This window comes from Neisseria subflava (assembly GCF_003044935.1).
GTDB classification, from domain to species: domain Bacteria; phylum Pseudomonadota; class Gammaproteobacteria; order Burkholderiales; family Neisseriaceae; genus Neisseria; species Neisseria subflava_E.
The window spans coordinates 615,298-640,346 of sequence record NZ_POXP01000001.1; the positions used below are offsets into that span (position 1 = coordinate 615,298).

Consider the following 25,049-nt stretch of genomic DNA (forward strand, 5'->3'; position numbering starts at 1 on the left):
CCTCTCAAACCGAACACATCCTAAATATAGTAAACTAATCCCCTATTTCCCCGATTTGAAACACATTATGCCCCATACCATCCCTACCAACCGCTCCGACATCGAATGGCGCAACGAAAGCACACAAAAGCTGCCTAAGCAGGCGGTTTACATACAAGAAGCAGGCGCAACAGAAATCTTAAAAAATGCCCACGCGCAAACTGCAACTGTTTGGACTGGCGATTTGCACAATGCCAAGCAAGTCTTATCTGCAATGAAAAAACGTATCCGCAGGCCGTCTGAAAAAAAGAAAGGCGCACCTGCCGATATTCAGACAGCCTTTCATGCCCACCGTATGAAACAGGCGCAACAAAGCCGTTTGCTCAATATGCTTGCCATCGAAATCCAACCTAATTTTCAACTGGACAATGCACGCGCACCCGACATCTACGCCGCCTTGTGCGATGTTTACGACACACTAAACGACAAACCGTTTCTTTTGCCGCTGAATCAATTATTGGGTTTTATCGGTGCACACGAATGGCACAAAAAAGGCATAGACATTCCTCAGCTTGATGGAAAAATCCATGTTCCTTTCGGCGTATTCTCTCCACTGCGCGGCGAGTATTTGGATTTAATCACACAAGCCCCACTCGCTCCCCATATTCAGACGGCCTTTGACATCGGCACCGGCTCAGGTGTTATTGCCGCTATTTTGGCCAAACGAGGCATACCCGACATCATTGCCACAGACACCAACCCCAAAGCAATTGCCTGCGCCATAGCAAACCTCAAACGCCTAGGCTTGGATAAAGCCGTCAACATCCAATCGATTGATTTATTTCCCAAAAGTTACGCCGACCTTATCGTCTGCAATCCGCCTTGGCTGCCGGCAAAACCGACCTCCGCTATTGAGACTGCCCTTTACGACCCCAATCATGCCATGCTGACTGCGTTCCTCAATGGCGTACGCAAGCACTTAAATCTAAACGGTGAAGCCTGGCTGATTATTTCAGATTTGGCAGAACACTTGCATTTGCGCGATAAAGACTTTCTAAACCAATGCTTTCAGACGGCCTCACTCAATGTAGTCGATATTCTGAAAACCAAACCTCAACACAAAAAAGCAATAGATGAATCCGATCCTTTGGCGTTTGCCAGAAACAAGGAAACTACTTATCTATACCGTTTGAAAGCGATATAAAATCAAGGCCGTCTGAACATTCAGACGGCCTTTAAGCATTTCCACAAAAGAAAACGGCATATCTGTAAAGATATGCCGTTGATGGGAGCAGGGACTGCTATATTTGGCAGTGGTTTGTGTTTTAGTCCTCTTGCGCCGCTGTTTGCAGGTAGTTTGGCAAACCGACTTTGCCAATCAATTCCTGCTGAGTTTCAAGCCAGTCGATGTGTTCTTCGTTGATGTCTTTTTGTTTTTCCAACAAATCACGGCTGACATAGTCTTGTTGCTCTTCTGCAAGAGCGATGGCTGCAACCAGAGCATCATGTTTTTCATACTCTTTTTTCAGATCGCAAGCAATGATTTCTTCGGTAGATTCACCGATCAACAGTTTGCCCAATTCTTGCAGATTAGGCAGGCCTTCCAAGAACAAAATACGCTCGATCAAATCGTCTGCGGATTTCATTTCGCGGATGGATTGTTTGAAGAAGTGTTCGCCCAATTCTTCAAAGCCCCAGTTTTTCAAAATACGGGCATGCAGGAAGTATTGGTTAATGGTAATCAGCAACAAACCTAAGTTTTTGTTCAGCTCGCGAATAACTGAGATATTACCTTTCATATTCAGCTCCTTATACGTTATACGCTAGATTACAGTTGGCTTTGGTAGTAGTTGCCTTCGCCGACCAATTCGATCAGACGCAGTTGTTGTTCCAACCAGTGAGCGTGATCTTCTTCAGTGTCTTTCAGTTGGGCAATCATCAAATCGCGGGTAACGTAGTCTTGAGCTTCTTCGCACAATTTGATGCCTTTTTTCAGCGCATCGCGTACTTCGTATTCAGTGTTCAAGTCTGCTTTCAGGCAAGAGATTACGTCAGTACCGATGTTCAGTTCGGCACGGGTCATTTTAGGAGTGCCGCCCAACATCAGGATACGACGGATGAAATCTTCGGCGTGAGTGGTTTCTTCTTCCATCTCGTGGTTCAAACGTTCAAACAGTTTGGTGTAACCCCATTCAGAGTACAGGCGAGAGTGGATAAAATATTGGTCGCGAGCAGCCAACTCACCAGACAATAATTCGTTCATGTAATCAATAACTGCTTGGTTGCCTTGCATAATTCTTTCTCTTTCTTTTAAAAGTTGATAATCACGAATGAAGATTCGTGTGTTGTTATGGAATGAGGTAATTGTATGCACAAGTAGCACTTTTGACAAATTTTCTATTTAAAATACAAACAATTATCAAAAAATTTAACCTGCCTAAAAGGCCGTCTGAAAAATTAATCCCCTGTTTTTAATAACAATTTTTTGACATTGGTATTAAGAATCCATTGCATTATTCAAAAACATTTACATTCGTTAACCATAAATAAAAGCAAATAATCCAACAAAATCAATCAAATTTAATTATGAATTATTCTCAACTGCTTTTGCCTGATTTTTTTGAATCACCCATTCCGTCATCACTTGCGAATCGTGCTATAATTGTCAGTTATCTTTTTTTTAAGCAACCAGCTAAACCTTATAAATTATCATGAAACAAATCCGCAATATTGCCATCATCGCCCACGTCGACCATGGCAAAACCACATTAGTTGACCAATTGCTGCGCCAGTCCGGTACATTCCGTTCCAACCAGCAAGTAGAAGAACGCGTCATGGACAGCAACGATCTTGAAAAAGAACGCGGCATTACCATTCTCGCTAAAAATACCGCCATCGAATACGAAGGCTACCATATCAACATCGTAGATACCCCGGGACACGCCGATTTTGGTGGCGAAGTGGAACGTGTATTGGGCATGGTTGACTGCGTCGTACTGTTGGTTGACGCACAAGAAGGCCCTATGCCGCAAACCCGTTTCGTGACCAAAAAAGCCTTGGCTTTGGGTCTGAAACCTATCGTTGTTATCAACAAAATCGACAAACCGTCTGCCCGTCCAAGCTGGGTTATCGACCAAACATTCGAATTGTTCGACAACTTGGGCGCAACCGACGAACAATTGGACTTCCCTATCGTCTATGCTTCCGGCCTGTCCGGCTTTGCCAAACTAGATGAGAACGACGAGAGCAGCGACATGCGTCCTCTGTTCGAGACCATTTTGAAACACACGCCTGCACCAAGCGGCAGCGCGGACGAAACGCTGCAACTGCAAATTTCCCAACTGGACTACGACAACTACACCGGCCGCCTCGGTATCGGCCGCATTCTGAACGGCCGCATCAAACCCGGCCAAGTCGTTGCCGTCATGAATCATGAAGAACAAGTTGCCCAAGGCCGTATCAACCAACTGTTGGGTTTCCAAGGCTTGGAACGCGTACCTTTGGAAGAAGCTGAAGCCGGCGACATCGTGATTATTTCCGGTATCGAAGACATCGGCATCGGCGTAACCATTACCGACAAAGACAATCCTAAAGGCTTGCCTATGTTGAGCGTGGACGAGCCGACCCTGACCATGGACTTTATGGTTAACACTTCTCCTTTGGCCGGTACTGAAGGCAAATTCGTGACTTCCCGCCAAATCCGCGACCGCCTGCAAAAAGAATTGCTGACCAACGTTGCCCTGCGTGTTGAAGATACAGCCGATGCTGATGTATTCCGCGTTTCCGGCCGTGGCGAATTGCACCTGACCATTTTGTTGGAAAACATGCGCCGCGAAGGCTTTGAATTGGCAGTCGGTAAACCGCGCGTGGTATTCCGTGAAATTGACGGTCAAAAATGCGAGCCTTACGAAAATCTGACTGTGGATGTGCCGGATGAAAACCAAGGCGCGGTCATGGAAGAACTTGGCCGTCGCCGTGGCGAATTGACCAATATGGAAAGCGACGGTAATGGCCGTACCCGTCTGGAATACCACATTCCTGCACGCGGTCTGATCGGTTTCCAAGGTGAATTTATGACCTTGACCCGCGGTACCGGCTTGATGAGCCACGTTTTTGACGACTATGCTCCGGTTAAACCTGATATGCCCGGCCGTCACAACGGCGTACTGGTTTCTCAAGAGCAAGGTGAAGCCGTTGCTTACGCCCTGTGGAACTTGGAAGACCGCGGCCGTATGTTCGTTTCTCCAAACGACAAAGTCTACGAAGGTATGATTATCGGTATCCACAGCCGTGACAACGACTTGGTGGTAAACCCTCTGAAAGGTAAAAAACTGACCAACGTCCGTGCCAGCGGTACAGATGAAGCCGTACGCCTGACTACGCCGATCAAATTGACTTTGGAAGGTGCAGTTGAGTTCATCGACGATGACGAACTGGTTGAAATCACGCCACAATCCATCCGCCTGCGTAAACGCTACCTGAGCGAATTGGAACGTCGCCGTCATTTCAAAAAACTGGACTGATTCTGTTTGATTGACGCATTTTAAAATTAAGGCCGTCTGAAAAGTGTTTTAGAAATCCTAGATTTCATTTTTACACTTTCAGACGGCCTTTTATCATCTGTTCAAATAAAGTAAATCGGCATTTCTTCCGCTTGTACTGCTGCTTCATCAGCGCGATCATTCTTACGATATTGCCCCGGCGATATCCCATATTGCTTTTTAAATGCCTTGCCAAAATGCGTTTCCGATTGAAAACCGACCGAGAGCGCAACCGATAAAACCGAATCCGCCGTCTGTTTCAATAATAATGCCCCATGTTGCAAGCGAATACTGTTAACAAAGGCGTGCGGGCTTGTTCCCGTCTGCTGCTTAAATACTCGCATCAACTGGGCGCGAGATAAGTTGGCAATCACGGTCATTTTCTCGATATTCCATTCCTCTTCCGGCTTATCCACTACTGCCTGAAGCAAATTCCGCAAACGTTTGTCCTGCCAACCATTCAGTAAACCGCTTAATTGCGCTTCCCCATTTTTCTCCAGGCTGGCTCGAAGTAGAAATACCAACAACACCGAAGCCAATGCGTTCACAACCGCTACCGAGCCGGACAAAGCCTGACCGCTCTCATATTGCAACAATGCCACCAAATACTGTAAAGAAGGATCGTTGATATTCAGCAAAACTGTGTCAGGCAGCCCTGCCATAATATCCGCCTGAGCTTCATATTCAAACCGCGCGCAGAAAAGATGCAAAGCCGCATCTCCTCCTGCATGACTCTGCTTGACTTTAAATGCGCCTTTTTTACTCGTCAGCACGCTGACACTGAAATTTTCACAACTGCTGTCGCTGCTCAAAGTATGCCCTACGCTGCGCGGGAAAAAAATGACATCCCCCGCACTCAGCAGCCTGGCCTCTTGCTCCCCATCAATTCGGATATAACCTGAACCGGCAGTTACGATATGTACCAAACCATGCGCACGCTTTGGCTCATGCCGCACATACCACTCCCCCCGAAAAAGACATTGAACATCCACACTGCCTTTTACCTGCGCCAATTCGACCAGCCTATCCAAAATATCCATAGTGTTAGTGTTTTTTACCAATAAATGAGATGTTTTGACGATTTTATTCTTCCAATTATTGCAATAATACACACACCAAACACAAACGGATAGGATTTTTTATCTTATCCACTCACATTAAGAAAGGACATATCATGTTTAAAGACTGGCCTGAACATACCGCCTTGGTAAAAAAAGCATTCGGCGAACTGGGTAAAAACCATCCTAAAATGCTGCAAGCCTACGGCGCACTGGATCAAGCAGCCGCTGCCGAAGCACTGGATGCCAAAACACGCGAACTGATCGCCATTGCCGTTGCCATTACCACGCGTTGCGAAAGCTGCATCAGCGTGCATGCAGCCGCCGCAGCCAAAGCTGGGGCAACCGAAAGTGAAATCGCCGGCGCATTGGCCACTGCTATCGCCCTGAACGCTGGTGCCGCTTATACCTACGCTTTACGCGCTTTGGAAGCAGTAGAAACCCAACGCTAATCGGTTTGTAAAATCAGGCCGTCTGAAAGCCGACTCCCCTTTCAGACGGCCTGATGAAATGCTAAACTGATAAAGTTATCATATTGTTTTCTGTCTAATAGGAGATTGAACCATGAAGAAACTGCTGACCGCCGTACTTTTTGCCGCCACTATTGCCACTCCTTTGGCCGCTTCCGCAGCCTCTATGCTAAAAGTTGAAAAAAGCGCGGCACAACCTGCAAAAGCAAAAGGCGTTTGGATTGATGTCCGCTCTGCCGAAGAATTTAAAGAAGGCCATTTGCAAGGTGCACTCAATATTCCGCACGATCAAATCGTTGACCGCATCAAATCCGTTAGCCCGGATAAAAACGCACCGGTCAACCTCTACTGCCGCAGCGGCCGCCGTGCAGAAGCCGCGCTGACTGAGCTGAAAAAAGCCGGCTACACCAACGTAACCAACCATGGCGGTTATGAAGACTTGGTGAAAAAAGGTTTGAAATAAACCTAGTTGATTTTAAAAAGGCCGTCTGAAACTTTTCAGACGGCCTTTATTGCCATTACAGACAGCAACTTCCAAATCTCAAACGTTTGCTGAGACCGGTTTCGTGAATCAATTGTTTGATAACCAAAATATTGGTGTTATCGGCCAAGGCGCGAATGCTGTGTGCTTCCATCGGCTCAAAACGGATAACTTGTAAGCCTTCGGTTTGCAAAACTTCGTCCACCGTTTTGATTTCAGCTTTGCCGTTTAAAACCAAAAGCAAAATAATCGCATCCGCCTCATATGCCGGAATTTCATTATTCTTCTGCAGTGAAAGCTGAACAATCTCCTGATTGCCGTCTGAAGCAATCACGCCGCCCAATAAAGCTTTGGGGTCTAACTCATAATGTTTCATTATTATCCTTTCCGCCCAAACGTTGCCGATTCGTGGACAATCGCTCAAGCAAACCAGTACAATACCGCCCATCTTACCGATAGACACAATATTGTCACATGAACATATTAATCTCAAACGACGATGGTTATCTTGCGCCCGGTTTGGCAGTTTTGGCAAGAGTGTGTGCAGAATTTGCCAATGTCAGGGTGGTTGCGCCCGAACGCGATCGTAGCGGCGTCAGCAATTCCCTGACTTTAGACCGTCCTTTACAACTGAAACAGGCGGAAAACGGGTTTTACTATGTGAATGGTACGCCCACCGACTGTATTCATGTCGGCCAACACGCCCTTGCCGATTTCAAACCCGACTTAGTTTTATCCGGCATTAACAACGGCGCGAACATGGGCGACGATACGCTTTATTCCGGTACGGTTGCCGCCGCGACGGAAGCCTATTTAATGGGCATTCCCGCTATTGCTTTCTCGCTCGCAGATTCCAGCGGCCGTTATTGGGAAACTGCGGAAAAAGCCGCTTGGATACTGCTTTCCTACTTTCTCAAACGCCCTATTTCCGAACCCATCTTATGGAATATCAATATCCCAGCCGTCGCACCTGAGGATATCCAAGGCATAAAAATTACACGGCTCGGCCGCCGTCATCATGAACAAAGCATTGTTCCCATGTATAATCCACGTGGCGAACAAATTTATTGGATTGGGCCGGTAGGCGATGTTTCCGACAGCGAAGAAGGTACCGACTTTGGCGAATGCGCGTCCGGCTTCATCACGATTACCCCCCTGCAAGTCGATTTGACTGCCTACGGACAAATGGAGCAAACCGCTTCCTTTTGGTCAGAAATCCCTGCGCCTTAACAGTCCCTAACAGCCGAACACTTGAGAAACAAGCATATTTTTATTATGATATGCCCCGACGAGAACAATTACCCGAATACGAAAGTCATTAACATGTTGAAAAAAAGTGTATCTTATGCCGGATCGGCAGCTTTGGTTTTATTACTTGCAGCCTGTGCCAGCCAACAACCGGCTCCTGTAGTCGTCGGCACACAAAGCGGTGGTTCAACAACAAGCTCTACCGCTGACAATCCTTACGGTGCAGCGCCTTACAATACCAACACCAGCCCAGCGGCAGATGCTCCATACACTCCGCCGGCAAGTACACCTGCTCCAACGTACAACAGCGGCAGCACCGGCACTTACACGCCTTCTTATGCGCCTGTTGATATAAATGCAGCGACACATACCGTTGTTCGTGGTGATACCGTTTACAACATCTCCAAACGCTACAACATTACCCAAGACAATCTGCGTGCATGGAATAACTTGGCCGACAACACCATCAGCATTGGTCAAACCCTGCGCGTGAAACCTGAAGGCTACGTTGCACCTGCAGCTTCTGCAAGCAAACCTTCTACGCCAACAACTACTGCTCCGACTCCAAGCACTCCTGCCAATACACCAACCGTGTCTACCGGCAGCAGCCGCAACGTCAGCGGCATCACATGGCAGCGTCCGACTACCGGTAACGTTATCGCCAACTTCGGCGGCAGCAACAAAGGTGTGGATATCGCCGGTACGCAAGGTCAGCCTGTTGTTGCAGCGGCAGACGGTAAAGTCGTTTACGCAGGCTCAGGCTTGCGTGGTTACGGCAACTTGGTCATCATCCAACACAACTCCTCATTCTTGAGCGCATACGGCCACAACCAACGCCTGCTGGTCAATGAAAACCAAACCGTTAAACGCGGTCAAACCATTGCGCATATGGGTAATACCGATGCATCTCGTACCCAGTTGCACTTTGAAATCCGTCAAAACGGCAAACCGGTCAATCCGGCAAATTATGTTGCCTTCTAAGCTGATTCAAGCAACCTAATTTCAATTCAATCCCTGCCTAAATGTCATTTAGGTAGGGATTGTTTGCACCGGTTTCCCATGAAATTTCATCTTCCTCTTCTTTATACCCTGCTATTGGGCGGTTGCACCGCGTTTTTGCCATCATTGGACGAACGCACCCAAAGCAGTTATCTTGACATCCCTTCAACGCCGCGACTGGACAGTGCCTTAGGTATTCCTTCTACCCCCTCCAAGGCCGATATTTCCCATATCTATCTGCTGAACGATGCCCATGAAGCCTTTGTCGCCCGTGCCGCCCTGATTGAATCCGCCGACCATACTCTTGATTTGCAGTACTATATCTGGCACAACGACATCTCCGGCAAGCTTTTGTTCAACCTGATTCATCGCGCGGCCGAACGCGGCGTCCGTGTGCGTTTGCTTCTGGACGACAACAACACCAACGGCATGGATGATCTCCTGTTGGCACTCGACAATCATCCCAATATCGAAGTTCGTCTGTTTAATCCCTTTATTTTCAGAAAATGGCGTGCACTCGGCTACGTTGCCGACTTTCCGCGGCTTAACCGCCGAATGCACAACAAATCGTTTACCGCCGACAACCGTGCCACCATTTTAGGCGGACGCAATATCGGCGACGAATATTTTAAGGTTAACGACGATACCATTTTTGCCGACCTCGATATCCTCGCCACAGGGCGCGTCGTAACCGAAGTGTCCCAAGACTTCGACCGCTATTGGGCAAGCCACTCCGCCTACAACGCGACCAGCATCATCAAACGAGGAAACCTGCAAAAAGGATTGGCAGAACTCGATTACACCGACCAAGATAAAAACCAAACGCTTATACGCTACCGTCAAAGCATCGAACACTCCAACCTCTATCAAAAAATGCAGAGCAACCTTATGGAATGGCAAAGCGTCAGCACACGCTTGATCAGCGACGACCCGGCCAAAGGCTTAGACCGTGACCGGCATAAACCGCCTATTTCCGAACGCCTGCAAGATGCCCTCAAGCAACCCGAAAAAAGCGTTTACCTTGTCTCGCCCTATTTTGTACCCACAAAATCGGGCGTTAAGGCCATAAAAAAGCTGATTCACAACGGCGTAGACGTTACCGTCCTGACCAACTCCCTCCAGGCGACCGACGTTGCCGCCGTCCATTCCGGCTACGTCAAATACCGCAAGCCCTTGCTTAAAGCCGGGGTCAAACTATACGAGCTCCAGCCAAACCACGCCGTTCCGACCTCCAAAGACCGCGGCTTGACCGGTAGCTCCGCCACCAGCTTGCATGCCAAAACATTCATCGTGGACGAGAAACGAATTTTCATCGGCTCATTCAACCTCGACCCACGCTCCGCACGGCTCAATACCGAAATGGGTGTTGTCATCGAAAGCCCCGAAATCGCAGGCCAAATGCAGCGAACCCTCGTTACGACCACCCCAAACTACGCCTATCAGGTAACGCTTGGCAATTACAATAAACTATACTGGTATGACCCAAGCGAAAAACGAACTTACGCACAAGAACCAGAAGCCAAATTCTGGAAACGGGTTACTTCAAAAATCCTGTCCATCCTGCCCATAGAAGGATTATTATAGAGGCCGTCTGAAAACATAAATCATGCGGCCGGAGGAATTCATCATGTCTCGACTCATCTGCAAAACCCTATTTGTTTGTACTACCTGCCTATTGTTGGCCTCTTGCGGCACCACCGGCAAACACAAATCCCACAAGCCGCAAACAACCGCCAGAAAAGTCCAACCCGTCCGTATTTCCCATATCGACCGCACCCAAGGTTCGCAGGAATTGATGCTTCACAGCCTAGGCCTGATCGGCACGCCCTACAAATGGGGCGGCAGCACCACAGCCACAGGCTTTGACTGCAGCGGCATGATCCAATTCGTCTATAAAAACGCCCTCAACGTCAATCTGCCACGCACCGCGCGCGATATGGCCGCAGCCAGCCGTAAAATTTCCGATGACAAATTAAAAGCCGGCGATCTGGTCTTTTTCAATACCGGCGGCGCACACAAATATTCCCATGTCGGCCTCTACATCGGCAACGGCGAATTCATCCACGCCCCCAGCAGCGGCAAAACCATCAAAACTGAAAAACTTTCCACTCCGTTTTACGCCAAAAACTATTTGGGTGCGCATACTTTTTTTACTGAATAAATCAAGGCCGTCTGAAAGGTATCGCTACATCATCGATACCTTTCAATCTATTGCTGATGAGTCAAGCTTGATTACAAGATAAGCCCATGCAAAAATTTACCCATAACAAAGCAATAGTAAAATAACACTCAGTTTTAAAAGCTTAAATCATCTTTCGCCCTGTCATTTTGTAAGTACGAAACCATCAAGGATATATCATGCACACAGAATCTGTTCTCACCCTCCTCAAAACCCTGCAAAACCAAATCTGCGCCGCGCTGGAGCAAGAAGATGGCGAAGCCAAATTTGTGCATGAAGCATGGACGGGGAAACTGGGCATCGGCGAAACCCGCGTATTGAAAAACGGCGCAGTATTCGAGCAGGCCGGTGTGAATTTTTCGCATGTAAAGGGAACAAAAATGCCGGCTTCTGCCACGGCCCATCGTCCTGAATTGGCAGGCGCGGCGTTTGAAGCCATGGGTGTGTCGCTGGTCATTCATCCGAAAAATCCTTATGTCCCGACCAGCCATGCCAATGTGCGCTTTTTTATTGCCTATCCTGAAAATGCCGAGCCTGTGTGGTGGTTTGGCGGCGGCTTTGATTTGACGCCGTTTTATCCTTTTGAAGAAGATATTGTGCATTGGCACACAGTGGCGCGGGACGTATGCGCGCCATTTGGCGAATCGGTTTATCCTGAATTCAAACAATGGTGTGACGAATATTTCTATTTGAAACACCGTAACGAAACACGCGGCGTGGGCGGCCTGTTTTTTGACGATTTAAACCGTTGGGATTTCGATACCTGCTTGAACTTTATCAAGGCAGTCGGGGAAGGCTATATCGCAGCGTATCTGCCGATTGTGGCCAAACGCAAAAACACACCTTATGGAGAACGTGAACGAGATTTCCAACTCTACCGTCGCGGACGCTATGTCGAGTTTAACTTGGTTTGGGACAGAGGCACGCTGTTCGGCCTGCAAAGCGGCGGCCGTACGGAAAGCATTTTGATGTCCATGCCGCCTTTGGTACGCTTCGAGTATCAATATGTGCCGGAAGAAGGTTCACCCGAAGCACGCCTCAATCAATTCCTTATACCGCGCAACTGGCTGGAAGAAGCCGGCAGATAGTTTTACCTATAAGAGGCCGTCTGAAAAGCGATTCTCACTGGTTGAGACTACCTTTTCAGACGGCCTTTGCTTCAATTGCTTTGAATTTGCATACCTTTGCCTATCATGCTGTTTCATCTCTATAGAGTTTTTGAGACAATGCGCCCATATAAAAATCACCTCACAAACCACACTAAAAAGGAATAATCGGTGAAACGCATTTTCTTATTTATCGCAACCAATATCGCAGTTCTGGTTGTCATCCGTATTATTTTGGCCATCTTGGGTATCAACAGTACCGACCAAGTCGGCAGCCTGTTGGCTTATTCCGCAGTAGTCGGCTTCAGCGGCTCGATTGTCTCTTTGCTGATGTCGAAAACCATCGCCAAACATTCGGTCGGCGCCGTCGTCATCGACCAGCCCCAAAGCGAAGAAGAAGCTTGGCTGTTGGCAACTGTTGAAGCGCAAGCCCGCCAATGGAATCTGAAAACGCCCGAAGTAGCCATTTACGACTCCCCAGATCCTAATGCCTTTGCAACCGGCGCGACCAAAAACAGCTCGCTCATCGCTGTCAGCACCGGCCTGCTCGACCACATGACCCGCGATGAAGTCGAAGCCGTTTTGGCGCATGAAATGGCACACGTCGGCAACGGCGATATGGTAACGCTGACACTGATTCAAGGTATTGTGAATACTTTTGTTGTCTTCTTGGCGCGTATTGTTTCCAGCATGGTGGCGCGCAACAATGACGGCAATACGTCGCAAGGTACATATTTCATGGTCAGCATGATATTGCAGATCGTATTCGGCTTCCTCGCCAGCATCATCGTGATGTGGTTTAGCCGCCAACGCGAATACCGCGCCGATGCGGGTGCTGCAAAACTGGTGGGCGCGCCGAAAATGATTGCCGCCCTGCAACGCTTGAAAGGCAACCCCAGCGATTTGCCGCAAACCATGACGGCAATGGGCATTGCCAGCGATGCCAAAGACTCTTGGTTCAGTACCCATCCTTCTTTGGATAACCGCATCAGCCATTTGAAAAACCGCTAATCGAAAAATATCAGGCCGTCTGAAACATCCATTTCAGACGGCCTTTTTTTATTTCTTCATCAAAGCCCGTTTGATGATAATCATCCAGTCTTTCTTATCCAACAGCGGCCGCTGGTTAAACACATCATATTTGCAACCGTCCAGCTTCTGCAAAATCAACTGACCGCCGACAATAATCATGCGCAGCTCAAAACCGATTCGTCCTTTGAGGGTTTTGCCCAACGGCGATCCGGCCTTCAGCATTTGAAAAGCACGTTGGCACTCGTGCGCCATCAGTCGTTGAAAAGCAAAGTCGGCTTTGCCGGCCGCAATCTGCTCTTCGCTGACTTTGAACTTCTGCAAATCTTCCTGAGGGATGTACACGCGACCTTTCTGCCAATCTACCGCCACATCCTGCCAGAAATTAATCAGCTGTAAGGCAGTACAAATGCCGTCGCTTTGCGCCATGCTCACTTCATCGGTTTGCCCGTACAAATGCAGCATAATGCGCCCCACCGGATTGGCGGACAAGCGGCAATAGGCAATCAATTCGCCAAAGTTTTCATAACGGGTTTTGAGCACATCCTGACTGAACGCCGCCAGCAAATCATAAAACGGCTGCAACGGCAATTGAAACGGCTCAATCGCTTCGTTGTACAAACGCTGCATCAATGCCGTTTGCGGTTTCCCGCCTTGTGCAATGCGGTCTAACTCTGCCTTCAGCTCATCCAGTTGGCGCAGGCGTTCGGCTGCTTCGGCATTACCTTCGTCGGCAATATCGTCCGCCGTCCGTGCAAAAGCGTAAACGGCGTGAATCGGCTTGCGCAAACGGCGCGGCAGCACAATGGAGCCGACAGGGAAGTTTTCGTAATGATTGACTGACATGGGGAATCCGAAAATTTAAATAAAATGTTTTTGCTGACAGGCCGTCTGAAATTCAGACGGCCTTACGTTTGGCCGCAAAGAAATCCTGCAATACGCTTTGGCATTCTCCTGCCAATATGCCGCCTAAAATTGCGGTATGCTTATTCAAACGTTTGTCGGCAAACAAATCGACCACGCTGCCTGCCGCACCGGTTTTAGCTTCGGCTGCACCATAAATCACGCGCCCGACCCGTGCCTGTATCAAGGCAGATGCGCACATGGAACAAGGCTCTAAGGTAATGTACACGTCACAATCTTCCAAACGGTAGTTTTGTAAGGCTTTGCCGGCAGCGGCAAGCGCATTGATTTCGGCATGATGGCTGACATTGTGGTCGCCAATGCAGGTATTGTGTGCCGTTGCGATTGCCTTGCCTTGATATACGATGACCGCGCCAACGGGGACTTCGCCCAATGCCGCCGATTGTCTGGCCTGTTCTATCGCCAGCCGCATAAAGGTTTCCATATCGTTTTGCGAAGGAAAAACGGCAACAGGCGGATGGTTTTTCAAGGTCTTGCCCAGCTCCGTCTTTCTCTCCTCGGAAATATGCCGGACATCCACTCCTGAAACTAACGCATCCAGTTGCCACAAGGTGCTTTTGGTTACGGTCAAACCAGATGCTTTCAGCAATAGAAATGCGCGGACTGCGCCGATTTCCTGTAAATCTTCCAGTGAACAAATACCCAATTCTTTTAGCGCGGCCAATGTTTTAGGGGCAAGTGGTGGCGTAGTCAGCATGGATTATTCCTGAAAATGCTGACGCGCCAAGGCTAAGGCCGTCTGAACATAATCGCTGTCTGCGTAAGGATCTAACGTGTGCGCCAAAGGAATTTTCCGCAACCAGGTCAACTGGCGTTTGGCAAGCTGGCGCGTGGCGACAATGCCTTTTTCGACAAAGGTGTCATAATCGGTTTCGCCTTCGAGATAATCCCAAGCCTGACGGTAGCCCACGCAGCGCATAGACGGCATATCCGCATGCAGTTGCGGATAATCGCGGCGTAAGGCGTGCATTTCATCAAGGAAACCGTGTTCCAGCATATTTAAAAAGCGTTTTTCGATTTGGCGATGCAACAAATGACGGTCTTCGGGAATCAGGGCAACCGTGCATAAATCCAATAAGGGCGCAGCCTGCTTCTGCTCCGTAAAATGTTCACTCAAAGGCTTACCGGTCAGAAGATAGACTTCCAAAGCGCGTTCAATACGCTGGCTGTCATTGGCTTTCAGACGGCCTGCTGTAATCGGGTCAACTTCCTGCAAACGGCGATATAGGCCTGCTAGACCGTGTTCGTTTTTTTCTGCCTGAAGCTGTGCGCGCACTGCCGCATCCGCGCTAGGTAAGTCGTTCAAACCTTCCGTCAGCGCGTGGAAATACATCATCGTACCGCCGACAATCAGCGGATAGCAACCGCGCGCATGTATTTCGTTCACCAAGCGCACGCAGTCGCCGACAAAATCCGCCGCGCTGTAACTTTCCAGCGGCGAGATAATATCAATCAAATGATGCGGTACGGCGGCAAGCTCTTCGGCAGTCGGCTTGGCCGTGCCGATGTCCATGCCGCGATACACCAGTGCGGAATCCAAACTGATGATTTCCACCGGCAAAGATTGGGCAATATTTAAGGCCAGTGCGGTTTTACCGCCGGCGGTCGGGCCGAGTACGGCGAAGGCTTTGAGCGCGTTCATAAGAAAACGGAAAAATTAAAAATGCAATTATAGCAAACCCGTGCAGACCATATTTCAGGCCGTCTGAAACATTTGCCCTACATTATCAAAAGCGTTACACTTGCTGCGCCGTTTCAGACGGCCTTTTATATTGATTTCAAACCTGCTGCTGCCGTCATTGCGCCGTCAGTCAAGCCGTCAGTGACACTGCGTCGCTGTAAACACGAAAGAACACACTATGACCGTATCTCCCGTAGCCTTGCGCCGTCAAACCGAGCGCAAGCCGCATCCGACTGCACGTTATTGGAAAAAATGCGATGTCGAGGCTTTGTTTGGACTGCCTTTCCTCGACCTCGTTTTCCAAGCCGCCGAAATCCACCGCCAAAACTTCAACCCGCGCGAAATCCAGCTTTCCACCCTGCTCTCCATCAAAACCGGCGGTTGCCCTGAAGACTGCGCCTACTGCCCGCAATCGGCACACCACAACACCAATCTAGGCAAAGAGCAGATGATGGATGTGGACGAAATCGTCGAAAAAGCCAAAATTGCCCAATCTCGTGGCGCCAGCCGTTTCTGCATGGGCGCGGCATGGCGCGGCCCTAAGCCCAAAGACGTGGCCGTCGTTTCCGAAATCATCAGCGCGGTGAAAGGCTTGGGCATGGAAGTATGCGGCACATTCGGCATGCTTGAGGACGGCATGGCTGAAGACTTCAAAAAAGCCGGCCTGGACTACTACAACCACAACCTCGACACCGACCCCGAACGCTACAACGACATCATCCACACCCGCAAACACGAAGACCGCATGGATACTTTGGGCAAAGTCCGCAATGCCGGTTTGAAAGTCTGCTGCGGCGGCATCGTCGGCATGAACGAAACCCGTGCCGAACGCGCCGGCCTGATTGCCAGCCTTGCCAACCTAGACCCTCAGCCCGAAAGCGTGCCGATTAACCAGTTGGTTAAAGTAGAAGGCACGCCGCTGGCCGATGCCGAAGATTTGGACTGGACGGAATTTGTCCGCACCATCGCCGTCGCGCGCATTACCATGCCGCACAGCTACGTCCGCCTGTCCGCTGGCCGCAGCAATATGCCTGAATCCATGCAGGCCATGTGTTTCATGGCTGGCGCAAACTCGATTTTCTACGGCGACAAGCTGCTGACTACGGGCAATCCGGACGAAGACGGCGACCGCCTGCTGATGGAAAAATTGAATTTGTATCCGCTGCGCTTTGAATTGGAAGAAGAATACAAAGCCGCGCAGGAAACGCCTAAAATCAAAGTCGACTATTAACTGTCATGATAAAAGGCCGTCTGAAACTTTTTCAGACGGCCTTTTATTGTTATTCAACATTAAAACTTTCAATTTTCCGTATCCATTCTTCCGTTTCCGCCTCGCTCAAAAACGAAGCGCGGAACGAATTGGCGCACAAGGTTTTGATTTCTTCCGCACTCAAATCCAAAGCCTCGGCAAGCGCTTCAAAATTGCGGTTCATATAGCCGCCGAAATACGCCGGATCGTCCGAATTGACGGTTACCAACACGCCGCGTTGCAACATACGGCGCAAATTGTGTTTTGCCATCTCAGGGAACACTTTTAATTTCAAATTGCTCAATGGGCAAACGGTCAACGGCATTTGTTCTTTAATCAAACGCGCCATCAAGGCCTCATCTTCTTCCGCCCGTACGCCATGATCGATACGGCAGACATGCAGTAAGTCCAAAGCCTCGTAAACATATTCCGGCGGGCCTTCTTCTCCGGCATGCGCCACCGTCAACAAACCCTCCGCCCGCGCCTGTGCAAACACGCGCTCAAACTTAGACGGCGGATGCCCCAATTCGCTCGAATCCAAGCCTACGCCGATGATGAGTTCTTTATAAGGCAAAGCCTGATTTAAGGTTTCAAATGCGCTTTCTTCCGACAAATGACGCAGAAAACACATAATCAAACGCGTACTTATGCCCCACTGCTGTCCGGCTTCACGGCAGGCGCGGACAATGCCGTTAATCACGGTTTCAAACGCTACGCCCCGCGCAGTATGGGTTTGCGGATCGAAAAATATTTCCGTATGCACGACATTGTCTTCGCGGCAACGCTCAAGATACGCACGGGTCAAATCGTAAAAATCCGCCTCGTGCAGCAATACGCCGGCACCGGCATAATAAATATCCAAAAACGACTGCAAATTGTGAAAATCATAAGCCTGCCGTACCGCATCGACATTTTCATAAGGAATCGCTATATGGTTACGCTTGGCGATTTCAAACATCAATTCCGGCTCAAACGTCCCTTCGATATGGACGTGCAGCTCGGCTTTGGGCAGGGCTTGGATAAATTGTTTGATATTCATATTTTCTCTGATTTTCGGTTTATATTTAATATTGAAGGCCGTCTGAAACTTTCAGACGGCCTTTGACCATTTACCTGTTAAAAACCATTTTCCATCATGATTTCGCCGGGGATGCGGTTGCGGTGCATAGCGTAGCCCAAATCCATCAGGGCTTGGAAAGTATCTTTGACCATTGCCGGATTGCCACAGACCATAAAGCGCGTATCGGCCTTGGTGAACTTGAAGCCGACTTTTTCTTCCAAGCCGCCATTCTTCAGCAATTCAGGAATCCGTTTGCCACTCAATGCGCCTTCCGTTTCCTCTCGCGTGGTAACCGGAACAAAAGTGAATTTATGGAAATATTCTTCAATCAGCGGATGCTCTTTTAAATCGGCAAGGCGCTGGTTGAAAATCAACTCATCGGCGTAAGAGACGGAATGCGCCAAAACCAAACGGTCGAAACGCTGCCAAATTTCAGGCTGCTCGATAATGGAGAGGAAAGGCGCAATGCCTGAACCCGTGCAGAGCATGACCAAATCTTTGCCATCGAGGAAACGCTCGGGCAAGAGGAAACCGGTAGCCGTTTTATCCAGCAAAATGGTATCGCCCTCTTTCATTGCAGCAAAACGCGCCGACATCGGGCCGCCTTCGATTAACACCGCGAAATACTCAAGCGTATCGGCGTATTCGGCAGACACGACAGAATACGCGCGCCAAATAAAGCCCTCGCCGTCACGGAAACCAAGGCGAGAAAACTGCCCTGCCGAAAAACGGTAGGACTCAGGGCGGCTGATGGCAAAAGTCATCAACTTAGGCGTATGGTGTTTGATCCACAAGACTTTTTCTTCGGTAAACTTGGCTTCTGGAGAAGCTGCCATAATAGGTTTCCTTGATATTCGGTATCAGTTTCAAATAGGGCTTATTATAAAGATTCAAAAGGCCGTCTGAAATATTTATTTTCAGACGGCCTTTAAGATTATTCACGGCGCAAACGGATGCTGATGCCTTTTTGTTCCAAAATCAAATCTTTACCGTCAAAACGATAGTTCCATACGCTTTGTTTGCACAAAAACGCATCTTCCAGCTTCATGTCTTCACACAGCATCATGCTTACCGCAATATGACCAAAATCAATTTTGTCCGAACCAATCGTATTGGCTTGGAACATCATACCGTTGCAACCCATCTTGCCATACGCCTTAGGCATCTCGCTCAAATCCAGATAGGCATCAGTACCGGCCAAATCTTTTTCGGTGAATTTATTGAAAGCAACAACACGCCATTTGGCGGCTAAAGTGGGTTGCGCAGCTTGTTGAGTTTGTACCTGCGCTTTAGAGGCTTGTTCAGGCTGAGATGCTGAAGGAGATGTACAAGCTGCCAAAACTACCATACTCATCAATGCACCGAATAATGTTTTCATATCTATTCCTTTGTTATTGCTAAAGGCCGTCTGAAAAACCATTCATCTTCAGACGACCTTTAAGCCTTATTTACAAAGTCGTATCCAATGCTTTGGAAATATCGTTCCAAATATCGTCAACGTCTTCAATACCGACAGAGAAACGCAGCAGGCCGACTTTGATGCCCATTTCCATTTTCACATCATGCGGCACGCCGCTGTGGGATTGGGAATAGCAATGGTTGACCAGACTTTCCACACCGCCGAGGCTGGAAGCCATTTTGACCAGTTGCATGTTTTTAATCACGCTATTGGCCGCTTCACGCGTATCGTTTTTGAGATAAACCGTAACCACGCCGCCGATGCCTTTGGGCATTTGTGCTTGGGCGAGTTCGTAATGTTCGTGCGACGGCAGGCCAGGATAGAACACTTTTTCAATGGCAGGATGGGCTTCCAAACGGCGCGCGATTTCGAGTGTGTTTTGGCAATGGGCGTTCATGCGCAAGGCCAACGTTTTAATACCGCGCAACACCAGCCAGCAGTCCATCGGACCTGCAATCGCGCCGGTATGAACCATCATGTCGTGCAAAGGCTGCGCCAGCTCTTTGGTTTTGGCAACGACTACACCCATCAATACGTCGGAATGGCCGCACAAATATTTGGTAGCGGAATGGAATACAAAATCGCAACCCATATCCAACGGCTGTTGCAGATACGGCGTGGCAAAGGTGTTGTCGATGCCGACCAGCGCACCGGCCGCTTTGGCTTTTGCGGCAAGCGCTTTGATGTCTACCAAGCGCAAAAGCGGATTGGACGGCGTTTCCAGCCAAACCAGTTTGACATTGTGTGCTTTGAGCAGCTCGTCCAGATTATCCGGATTGCCCAAATCGGCAAAAACAACGTTTACACCCCATTTTTGATAAACATCGACCAATAAATCATAAGCGCCGCCGTAAATATCGGCGACTGCGACAATGGTATCGCCCGGGCGCAGGAAAGTGCGCCACACGGCATCAATCCCCGCCATGCCGCTGGAAAACGCAAAACCGGCCGCACCATGCTCCAAATCGGCAACAGTGTCTTCCAAGACCTGACGGGTCGGGTTGCTCAGGCGCGAGTAGCGGTAAGGCACATTTTCGCCAATCTCGTGCAACGCAAACATACTGTTTTGATAAATCGGCGGCATCAGCGCACGGTTGTGTTCGTCGCAATCGTAGCTGGAATGGATGGCTTTCGTGGCGAATTTCATTTGGTCTCTGCCTATCATAGATGTGAATAATCGAAGATTTTATCACTATCTGAAAAATAGAAACAATCAATGCAGGCGGATAAAGCAAGTGATATAATCTCGCATTTGCAAATCGGCCGACACGAGCCGATTCCCTCCACACGCATCTCAACAATCCTATCATGAAGGACATACCACGCATGAACGCCATTGCAGACGTGCAATCCAGCCGCGATTTACGCAACCTGCCGATTAATCAGGTCGGCATCAAAGACCTGCGCTTTCCAATCTCGCTCAAAAGCAAAGAGGGTGAACAATCCACCGTCGCCCGCCTGACCATGACGGTTTTCCTGCCTGCCGACCAAAAAGGCACGCATATGTCGCGCTTTGTCGCTCTGATGGAAAAACAAACCGATGCTTTGGATTTCGATACGCTGCACAAGCTGACCGCCGATATGGTTGCCCTGCTAGATTCGCATTCCGGCAAAATCAGCGTTACCTTCCCATTTTTCCGCAAGAAAAGTGCACCTGTCTCCGGCATCCAATCGCTGCTTGACTATGATGTTACCCTGACCGGCGAAATTAAAAACGGTACATACAGCCACAGCCTGAAAGTGATGGTTCCGGTTACTTCATTGTGTCCGTGTTCCAAAGAAATTTCCCAATACGGCGCGCACAACCAACGTTCGCATGTGACGGTCAGTCTGATTGCGAATGCGGATGTAGGCATTGAAGAAATCATCGATTACGTTGAAGCACAAGCAAGCTGCCAGCTCTACGGTTTGCTCAAACGCCCTGACGAAAAGTATGTAACGGAAAAAGCATACGAAAATCCGAAGTTTGTCGAAGACATGGTTCGTGATGTGGCCACGGTGTTAATTGCAGACAAACGCATCGAATCATTCGTCGTCGAAAGCGAAAACTTCGAATCGATACACAACCATTCCGCTTACGCTTATATCGCTTATCCTTAAAAGCCGAGCCGAATAGAAACAAAGGCCGTCTGAACATTTCAGACGGCCTTTGGCATAGATTGAACGATAACATGAGACTATCGGTCATATATGGGCAACCCTATTTCGATATAATTCAAAAGCATTAGATTTCTCTCGCAATATTTAACATAAATTAAGCCGATTGTTTTCCCCATCATTTATAATGACGGTTTCTCAACGGCATATCCGTGGATATTATGAAAAAATTCCTTTATTTCCTCATTGCATTTTTAGGCTTGAGCAGCTTCGCATTCGCAGTAGATGCCAATGATTTACTGCCCCCCGAGCAAGCCTTTGTACCTCAAGTCAATGTATCCGACCAAGGCATCAGCGTGCAGTTCAAAATCGCTGACGGCTACTATATGTACCAGTCCAAAATCGTTGCAGCGACCAATCCTGACAAAGTCTTGGCCGAACCCAAATTCAGCAAAGGCGAAGAAAAAGAAGACGAATTCTTCGGCAAACAAACGGTTTACCACCATACCGCACAGGTTGACCTGCCTTACAAACAAGCCGCGCCGCAATACAAACTGACGCTGACTTATCAAGGCTGTGCCGAAGCCGGTGTGTGTTATCCGCCTGTGGATACCGAGTTTGACGTAAAAGGCAACGGGGTTTACCAGCCGCAAAGCGACGAGCCGGTTTCTGCCAAAGACCGCTTTTTGCAACCGTCCGCCTCTTCAGACGGCCAAATGCCAACGCAACCCAGTACAAACAATCCCGACAGCAGCCGCTTCAAGCTCTCTTGGGATACTTTAAACGCCAACCTGTTGGCGTTTTTTGTCGCAGGTTTGGGCTTAAGCTTTACCGCCTGTATGTATCCGCTCCTGCCGATTGTTTCCAGCATTGTCGTGGGTGATAAAAAAGCCGGCAAAGGCCGCGCGTTCACCTTGTCGATGGTGTATGTACAAGGCTTGGCATTGACCTATACCTTGGTCGGCGTGATTGCCGGTTTGACCGGTGCGCTGTTGACTGTATGGCTGCAACAGCCTTGGGTTGTGCTTGCCGCCGCCGCGTTGATGGTAGTACTGGCAATGTCCATGTTCGGCCTCTTCAATATCCAGCTGCCCAACTCCGTCCAATCCTATTTCCAAAACCAAAGCAACAAACTCTCCGGCGGCAAAATCATTTCCGTCTTCATCATGGGTATTTTATCCGCCCTGATTGTCGGCCCTTGCGTTGCGCCTCCGCTGGCATTTGCTTTGGGCTATATCGGTCAGACCGGCGATGCCGTATTGGGCGGTCTGGCGCTTTATGTCTTGGCACTCGGCACCGGCGTACCGCTCATCATCATCGGTACATTCGGCGGCCATATCCTGCCTAAAGCAGGCGACTGGATGAACGGCATCAAATATGCATTCGGCTTCATCTTGCTGGCCGTTGCCGTATACCTTGCCACACCGCATCTGCCTTATTTCGCAGTAGTCGGTCTCTACACCTTACTGATGATTGTTCCCGCCCTGATGCTTTTGGCGAAATCCGGCAAACAAAAAGGCCGTCTGAAAACGGTTGCCGCCGTATTGGGCTTTTTACTGCTGATTGGCAGCTCATGGTTTGGCTGGCAGAGCTTCAATAAACAAACCACCGCCCTGCACCACTTCTTAACGCTGGTTCCGCCATCCGAAGCCGGACAAGAAACCGACCACGGTAAAATGTTTACCGATGTCGGCGAACTCAAAGCCGCTATGGATGCCGCCTTGAAAGCCGATCCAAGCAAGCCCGTGCTGATTGATTTCTACGCTGACTGGTGCGTATCCTGCAAAGAAATGGCCGCCTACACGCTCAACCAACCGCAGGTACACGAAGCAGTCGATATGCAGCGCTTCTTCCAAATCGACGTAACCGCCAACACTCCCGACCATCAGGCCTTACTGAAAGAATACGGCCTCTTCGGCCCTCCGGGCGTGTTTGTGGTCCACGCCGACGGCAGTCATAGCGAACCCTTATTAGGCTTTGTCAAACCCGATGCATTCATTGAATGGTATCGCAAAAACGAGAAATAGCCGTCTATAAAAAGGCCGTCTGAAAACAGATTTTCAGACGGCCTTTTCTTATGTTTAAAAATTAAAATTCATCTTGAGCCCAACGCGTAGAACGCAAAATGCTGGAATCCACATCTTGAATATTGCGGTGACCGGTAAACGCCATGGAAATATCCATTTCTTTATACAAGATTTCCAACGCACGGGTTACGCCTTCTTCACCATACGCACCCAAACCATACAGGAACGCCCGGCCAATCATTGTACCTTTCGCACCCAAAGCCCAAGCCTTCAAAATATCCTGACCGCTGCGGATGCCGCTGTCCATCCAAACCTCGATGTCGCTGCCCACCGCGCTGACCACATCAGGTAAAGCCTTAATAGCAGACACAGTATCGTCAAGCTGACGGCCGCCATGATTGGAAACGACCAATGCGTCCGCGCCGCTTTTCGCTGCTTTTTCCGCATCTTCAGGTTCCATAATGCCTTTGATAATCAGCTTGCCGCCCCACAAATCTTTAATGCGCGCCACATCGTCCCAGCTCAGACGCGGGTCGAATTGTTCGGAAGTCCATGAAGACAGCGAAGACAAATCACCCACGTTTTTCGCATGACCGACAATATTGCGGAAAGTGCGGCGTTCCGTGTTCAGCATTTTCATACACCATTCTGGTTTGGTCGCCAAATTGATTAAATTGGCGATGGTTGGTTTCGGCGGCGCAGACAGGCCGTTTTTAATGTCTTTGTGGCGTTGACCCAAAACCTGCAAATCGGCTGTCAATACCAAAGCCGAACATTTGGCATCCTTCGCACGCTTAATCAGGTTTTCCATAAACTCGCGGTCGCGCATCACATAAAGCTGAAACCAAAACGGCGAGCTGGTGTTTTCAGCCACATCTTCAATCGAACAAATAGACATGGTTGACAGCGTAAACGGAATACCAAATTTTTCCGCCGCCCGCGCCGCCAAGATTTCCCCATCAGCATGCGCCATACCTGTGAAACCTGTCGGCGCAATCGCTACCGGCATTTTCACATCCTGCCCAATCATTTTGGTTTCGAGACTGCGTCCCTCCATATTAACCAATACCTTTTGGCGGAAACGGATGTCTTTGAAATCCGAAGTGTTTTCACGATAAGTAGTTTCCGTCCAAGAGCCTGAGTCAATATAGTCATAAAACATACGCGGCATTTTACGTTTGGCAACAAGGCGCAAGTCTTCGATACAGGTTATTTTGCTTAAATCACATTTCATTGTCGATTGCCTCTGTTAAGGTAAAGATGGATGGTCAAGGCCGTCTGAACATTTCAAACACCTCATTATTTTACTCCATCAAAACAACTAAATTTTAAGAATAATTTTGATAATCTATATCAGTATCAATATTAAATCAAAACATTTTAACCCTGATATTTGTAGGGTTGATAGCCTTTTTTCAGACGGCCTTAAGTCCAAATTACAGAAAAATAAAGAAAATATTTT

At 48.8% G+C, this 25,049-nt stretch carries 25 protein-coding genes; 13 read left to right on the forward strand and 12 right to left on the reverse strand.

The annotated features are described in order from the left end of the window. Positions 1–67: 67 nt before the first annotated feature. Positions 68–1,183, forward strand: a complete 1,116-nt coding sequence (locus DBY95_RS02965; protein WP_107723335.1) for a methyltransferase — start codon at positions 68–70, stop codon at positions 1,181–1,183. Positions 1,184–1,304: 121 nt separating this feature from the next. Here the strand turns inward: DBY95_RS02965 and bfr (DBY95_RS02970) are convergent, their stop codons facing one another. Then, complete coding sequence (bfr, locus tag DBY95_RS02970; protein WP_107696846.1) at positions 1,305–1,778, reverse strand: bacterioferritin; 474 nt, start codon at positions 1,776–1,778, stop codon at positions 1,305–1,307. A 29-nt stretch (positions 1,779–1,807) separates the two neighbouring features. Next, complete coding sequence (gene bfr, locus DBY95_RS02975) at positions 1,808–2,272, reverse strand: bacterioferritin (protein ID WP_004520304.1); 465 nt, start codon at positions 2,270–2,272, stop codon at positions 1,808–1,810. Positions 2,273–2,690: 418 nt separating this feature from the next. Here bfr (DBY95_RS02975) and typA point away from each other — a divergent pair, with 418 nt between their 5' ends. Further along, complete coding sequence (gene typA / locus DBY95_RS02980) at positions 2,691–4,502, forward strand: translational GTPase TypA (RefSeq protein WP_107723336.1); 1,812 nt, start codon at positions 2,691–2,693, stop codon at positions 4,500–4,502. Between the two features lie 101 nt (positions 4,503–4,603). Here typA and DBY95_RS02985 read toward each other — a convergent pair whose 3' ends face one another. Further along, positions 4,604–5,560 carry a cupin domain-containing protein gene (locus DBY95_RS02985; RefSeq protein WP_107723337.1) on the reverse strand — a complete coding sequence of 319 codons (957 nt, stop codon included), beginning with the start codon at positions 5,558–5,560 and terminating at the stop codon, positions 4,604–4,606. Positions 5,561–5,694: 134 nt separating this feature from the next. Here DBY95_RS02985 and DBY95_RS02990 point away from each other — a divergent pair, with 134 nt between their 5' ends. Both DBY95_RS02990 and DBY95_RS02995 read left to right on the forward strand, forming a co-directional pair. Next, positions 5,695–6,030, forward strand: coding sequence for a carboxymuconolactone decarboxylase family protein (locus DBY95_RS02990; RefSeq protein ID WP_003686488.1), 336 nt, complete (start codon positions 5,695–5,697; stop codon positions 6,028–6,030). A gap of 112 nt (positions 6,031–6,142) precedes the next feature. Next, positions 6,143–6,511 (forward strand): rhodanese-like domain-containing protein, encoded by a 369-nt coding sequence (locus tag DBY95_RS02995; RefSeq protein WP_107723338.1) that lies wholly within the window; start codon positions 6,143–6,145, stop codon positions 6,509–6,511. A 55-nt stretch (positions 6,512–6,566) separates the two neighbouring features. On the opposite strand, the gene DBY95_RS03000 is transcribed toward DBY95_RS02995, so the two are convergent. Beyond that, on the reverse strand, positions 6,567–6,905 hold the full coding sequence (locus tag DBY95_RS03000) for a hypothetical protein (RefSeq protein ID WP_107723339.1): 339 nt from the start codon (positions 6,903–6,905) through the stop codon (positions 6,567–6,569). Positions 6,906–7,003: 98 nt separating this feature from the next. Here DBY95_RS03000 and surE point away from each other — a divergent pair, with 98 nt between their 5' ends. The 6 genes from surE (at position 7,004) to htpX (ending at position 13,072) form a co-directional block, all read left to right on the forward strand. Continuing rightward, entirely contained in the window at positions 7,004–7,759 is a 756-nt protein-coding gene (surE, locus tag DBY95_RS03005) for a 5'/3'-nucleotidase SurE (protein ID WP_003686460.1), read from the forward strand. Between the two features lie 93 nt (positions 7,760–7,852). After that, complete coding sequence (locus DBY95_RS03010) at positions 7,853–8,758, forward strand: peptidoglycan DD-metalloendopeptidase family protein (RefSeq protein ID WP_107723340.1); 906 nt, start codon at positions 7,853–7,855, stop codon at positions 8,756–8,758. A 78-nt stretch (positions 8,759–8,836) separates the two neighbouring features. Then, positions 8,837–10,360, forward strand: coding sequence for a phospholipase D family protein (locus DBY95_RS03015; RefSeq protein WP_107723341.1), 1,524 nt, complete (start codon positions 8,837–8,839; stop codon positions 10,358–10,360). Between the two features lie 43 nt (positions 10,361–10,403). Further along, positions 10,404–10,937, forward strand: a complete 534-nt coding sequence (locus DBY95_RS03020; protein WP_107723664.1) for a C40 family peptidase — start codon at positions 10,404–10,406, stop codon at positions 10,935–10,937. A 197-nt stretch (positions 10,938–11,134) separates the two neighbouring features. Continuing rightward, complete coding sequence (gene hemF / locus DBY95_RS03025) at positions 11,135–12,043, forward strand: oxygen-dependent coproporphyrinogen oxidase (protein ID WP_107723342.1); 909 nt, start codon at positions 11,135–11,137, stop codon at positions 12,041–12,043. Positions 12,044–12,232: 189 nt separating this feature from the next. Further along, positions 12,233–13,072 carry a protease HtpX gene (htpX, locus tag DBY95_RS03030; protein ID WP_107723343.1) on the forward strand — a complete coding sequence of 280 codons (840 nt, stop codon included), beginning with the start codon at positions 12,233–12,235 and terminating at the stop codon, positions 13,070–13,072. Between the two features lie 48 nt (positions 13,073–13,120). Here the strand turns inward: htpX and hpnC are convergent, their stop codons facing one another. From hpnC to miaA, 3 genes are read right to left on the reverse strand one after another with little or no spacing between them, the layout of a single operon-like run. Next, entirely contained in the window at positions 13,121–13,936 is an 816-nt protein-coding gene (hpnC, locus tag DBY95_RS03035; protein ID WP_107723344.1) for a squalene synthase HpnC, read from the reverse strand. A 52-nt stretch (positions 13,937–13,988) separates the two neighbouring features. Then, entirely contained in the window at positions 13,989–14,711 is a 723-nt protein-coding gene (gene tadA, locus DBY95_RS03040; protein ID WP_107723345.1) for a tRNA adenosine(34) deaminase TadA, read from the reverse strand. A gap of 3 nt (positions 14,712–14,714) precedes the next feature. Beyond that, on the reverse strand, positions 14,715–15,656 hold the full coding sequence (gene miaA, locus DBY95_RS03045; RefSeq protein WP_107723346.1) for a tRNA (adenosine(37)-N6)-dimethylallyltransferase MiaA: 942 nt from the start codon (positions 15,654–15,656) through the stop codon (positions 14,715–14,717). 217 nt (positions 15,657–15,873) lie between these two features. On the opposite strand from miaA, the gene bioB reads away from it, so the two are divergent. Beyond that, on the forward strand, positions 15,874–16,926 hold the full coding sequence (bioB, locus tag DBY95_RS03050; protein WP_004519884.1) for a biotin synthase BioB: 1,053 nt from the start codon (positions 15,874–15,876) through the stop codon (positions 16,924–16,926). A 49-nt stretch (positions 16,927–16,975) separates the two neighbouring features. On the opposite strand, the gene DBY95_RS03055 is transcribed toward bioB, so the two are convergent. The 4 genes from DBY95_RS03055 to DBY95_RS03070 all read right to left on the reverse strand — a co-directional run bounded on the left by DBY95_RS03055 (position 16,976) and on the right by DBY95_RS03070 (position 20,610). Further along, positions 16,976–17,983 carry an adenosine deaminase gene (locus DBY95_RS03055; protein ID WP_107723347.1) on the reverse strand — a complete coding sequence of 336 codons (1,008 nt, stop codon included), beginning with the start codon at positions 17,981–17,983 and terminating at the stop codon, positions 16,976–16,978. Between the two features lie 77 nt (positions 17,984–18,060). Continuing rightward, positions 18,061–18,840: a ferredoxin--NADP reductase gene (locus DBY95_RS03060; protein ID WP_107723348.1), complete on the reverse strand. Its 780-nt coding sequence runs from the start codon at positions 18,838–18,840 to the stop codon at positions 18,061–18,063. Positions 18,841–18,938: 98 nt separating this feature from the next. Beyond that, complete coding sequence (locus tag DBY95_RS03065) at positions 18,939–19,382, reverse strand: META domain-containing protein (RefSeq protein ID WP_107723349.1); 444 nt, start codon at positions 19,380–19,382, stop codon at positions 18,939–18,941. A 70-nt stretch (positions 19,383–19,452) separates the two neighbouring features. Next, positions 19,453–20,610, reverse strand: coding sequence for a trans-sulfuration enzyme family protein (locus DBY95_RS03070; RefSeq protein WP_107723350.1), 1,158 nt, complete (start codon positions 20,608–20,610; stop codon positions 19,453–19,455). A gap of 179 nt (positions 20,611–20,789) precedes the next feature. On the opposite strand from DBY95_RS03070, the gene folE2 reads away from it, so the two are divergent. Together folE2 and dsbD are read left to right on the forward strand one after the other, a co-directional pair. After that, a complete protein-coding gene (gene folE2, locus DBY95_RS03080) occupies positions 20,790–21,563 on the forward strand; it encodes a GTP cyclohydrolase FolE2 (protein ID WP_004519889.1) in 774 nt (257 codons plus the stop codon). Positions 21,564–21,781: 218 nt separating this feature from the next. Then, on the forward strand, positions 21,782–23,587 hold the full coding sequence (gene dsbD / locus DBY95_RS03085) for a protein-disulfide reductase DsbD (protein ID WP_107723351.1): 1,806 nt from the start codon (positions 21,782–21,784) through the stop codon (positions 23,585–23,587). Positions 23,588–23,648: 61 nt separating this feature from the next. Here the strand turns inward: dsbD and DBY95_RS03090 are convergent, their stop codons facing one another. Further along, complete coding sequence (locus DBY95_RS03090) at positions 23,649–24,821, reverse strand: alpha-hydroxy acid oxidase (RefSeq protein ID WP_070608875.1); 1,173 nt, start codon at positions 24,819–24,821, stop codon at positions 23,649–23,651. Positions 24,822–25,049: the final 228 nt, after the last annotated feature.

What these genes read in the sequence shown, in the direction of transcription:
- DBY95_RS02995 (WP_107723338.1), top strand. Translation starts at nt 6,143, where the DNA reads ATGAAGAAACTGCTGACCGCCGTACTTTTTGCCGCCACTATTGCCACT.
- DBY95_RS03010 (WP_107723340.1), top strand. Translation starts at nt 7,853, where the DNA reads ATGTTGAAAAAAAGTGTATCTTATGCCGGATCGGCAGCTTTGGTTTTA.
- folE2 (WP_004519889.1), top strand. Translation starts at nt 20,790, where the DNA reads ATGAACGCCATTGCAGACGTGCAATCCAGCCGCGATTTACGCAACCTG.
- DBY95_RS03065 (WP_107723349.1), bottom strand. Translation starts at nt 19,382, where the DNA reads ATGAAAACATTATTCGGTGCATTGATGAGTATGGTAGTTTTGGCAGCT.
- DBY95_RS03015 (WP_107723341.1), top strand. Translation starts at nt 8,837, where the DNA reads ATGAAATTTCATCTTCCTCTTCTTTATACCCTGCTATTGGGCGGTTGC.
- DBY95_RS02985 (WP_107723337.1), bottom strand. Translation starts at nt 5,560, where the DNA reads ATGGATATTTTGGATAGGCTGGTCGAATTGGCGCAGGTAAAAGGCAGT.
- hpnC (WP_107723344.1), bottom strand. Translation starts at nt 13,936, where the DNA reads ATGTCAGTCAATCATTACGAAAACTTCCCTGTCGGCTCCATTGTGCTG.
- typA (WP_107723336.1), top strand. Translation starts at nt 2,691, where the DNA reads ATGAAACAAATCCGCAATATTGCCATCATCGCCCACGTCGACCATGGC.
- DBY95_RS02990 (WP_003686488.1), top strand. Translation starts at nt 5,695, where the DNA reads ATGTTTAAAGACTGGCCTGAACATACCGCCTTGGTAAAAAAAGCATTC.
- bfr (WP_107696846.1), bottom strand. Translation starts at nt 1,778, where the DNA reads ATGAAAGGTAATATCTCAGTTATTCGCGAGCTGAACAAAAACTTAGGT.
- DBY95_RS03020 (WP_107723664.1), top strand. Translation starts at nt 10,404, where the DNA reads ATGTCTCGACTCATCTGCAAAACCCTATTTGTTTGTACTACCTGCCTA.
- bfr (WP_004520304.1), bottom strand. Translation starts at nt 2,272, where the DNA reads ATGCAAGGCAACCAAGCAGTTATTGATTACATGAACGAATTATTGTCT.
- hemF (WP_107723342.1), top strand. Translation starts at nt 11,135, where the DNA reads ATGCACACAGAATCTGTTCTCACCCTCCTCAAAACCCTGCAAAACCAA.
- DBY95_RS03055 (WP_107723347.1), bottom strand. Translation starts at nt 17,983, where the DNA reads ATGAATATCAAACAATTTATCCAAGCCCTGCCCAAAGCCGAGCTGCAC.
- surE (WP_003686460.1), top strand. Translation starts at nt 7,004, where the DNA reads ATGAACATATTAATCTCAAACGACGATGGTTATCTTGCGCCCGGTTTG.
- DBY95_RS03090 (WP_070608875.1), bottom strand. Translation starts at nt 24,821, where the DNA reads ATGAAATGTGATTTAAGCAAAATAACCTGTATCGAAGACTTGCGCCTT.
- dsbD (WP_107723351.1), top strand. Translation starts at nt 21,782, where the DNA reads ATGAAAAAATTCCTTTATTTCCTCATTGCATTTTTAGGCTTGAGCAGC.
- DBY95_RS03070 (WP_107723350.1), bottom strand. Translation starts at nt 20,610, where the DNA reads ATGAAATTCGCCACGAAAGCCATCCATTCCAGCTACGATTGCGACGAA.
- DBY95_RS03000 (WP_107723339.1), bottom strand. Translation starts at nt 6,905, where the DNA reads ATGAAACATTATGAGTTAGACCCCAAAGCTTTATTGGGCGGCGTGATT.
- DBY95_RS03060 (WP_107723348.1), bottom strand. Translation starts at nt 18,840, where the DNA reads ATGGCAGCTTCTCCAGAAGCCAAGTTTACCGAAGAAAAAGTCTTGTGG.
- miaA (WP_107723346.1), bottom strand. Translation starts at nt 15,656, where the DNA reads ATGAACGCGCTCAAAGCCTTCGCCGTACTCGGCCCGACCGCCGGCGGT.
- bioB (WP_004519884.1), top strand. Translation starts at nt 15,874, where the DNA reads ATGACCGTATCTCCCGTAGCCTTGCGCCGTCAAACCGAGCGCAAGCCG.
- tadA (WP_107723345.1), bottom strand. Translation starts at nt 14,711, where the DNA reads ATGCTGACTACGCCACCACTTGCCCCTAAAACATTGGCCGCGCTAAAA.
- DBY95_RS02965 (WP_107723335.1), top strand. Translation starts at nt 68, where the DNA reads ATGCCCCATACCATCCCTACCAACCGCTCCGACATCGAATGGCGCAAC.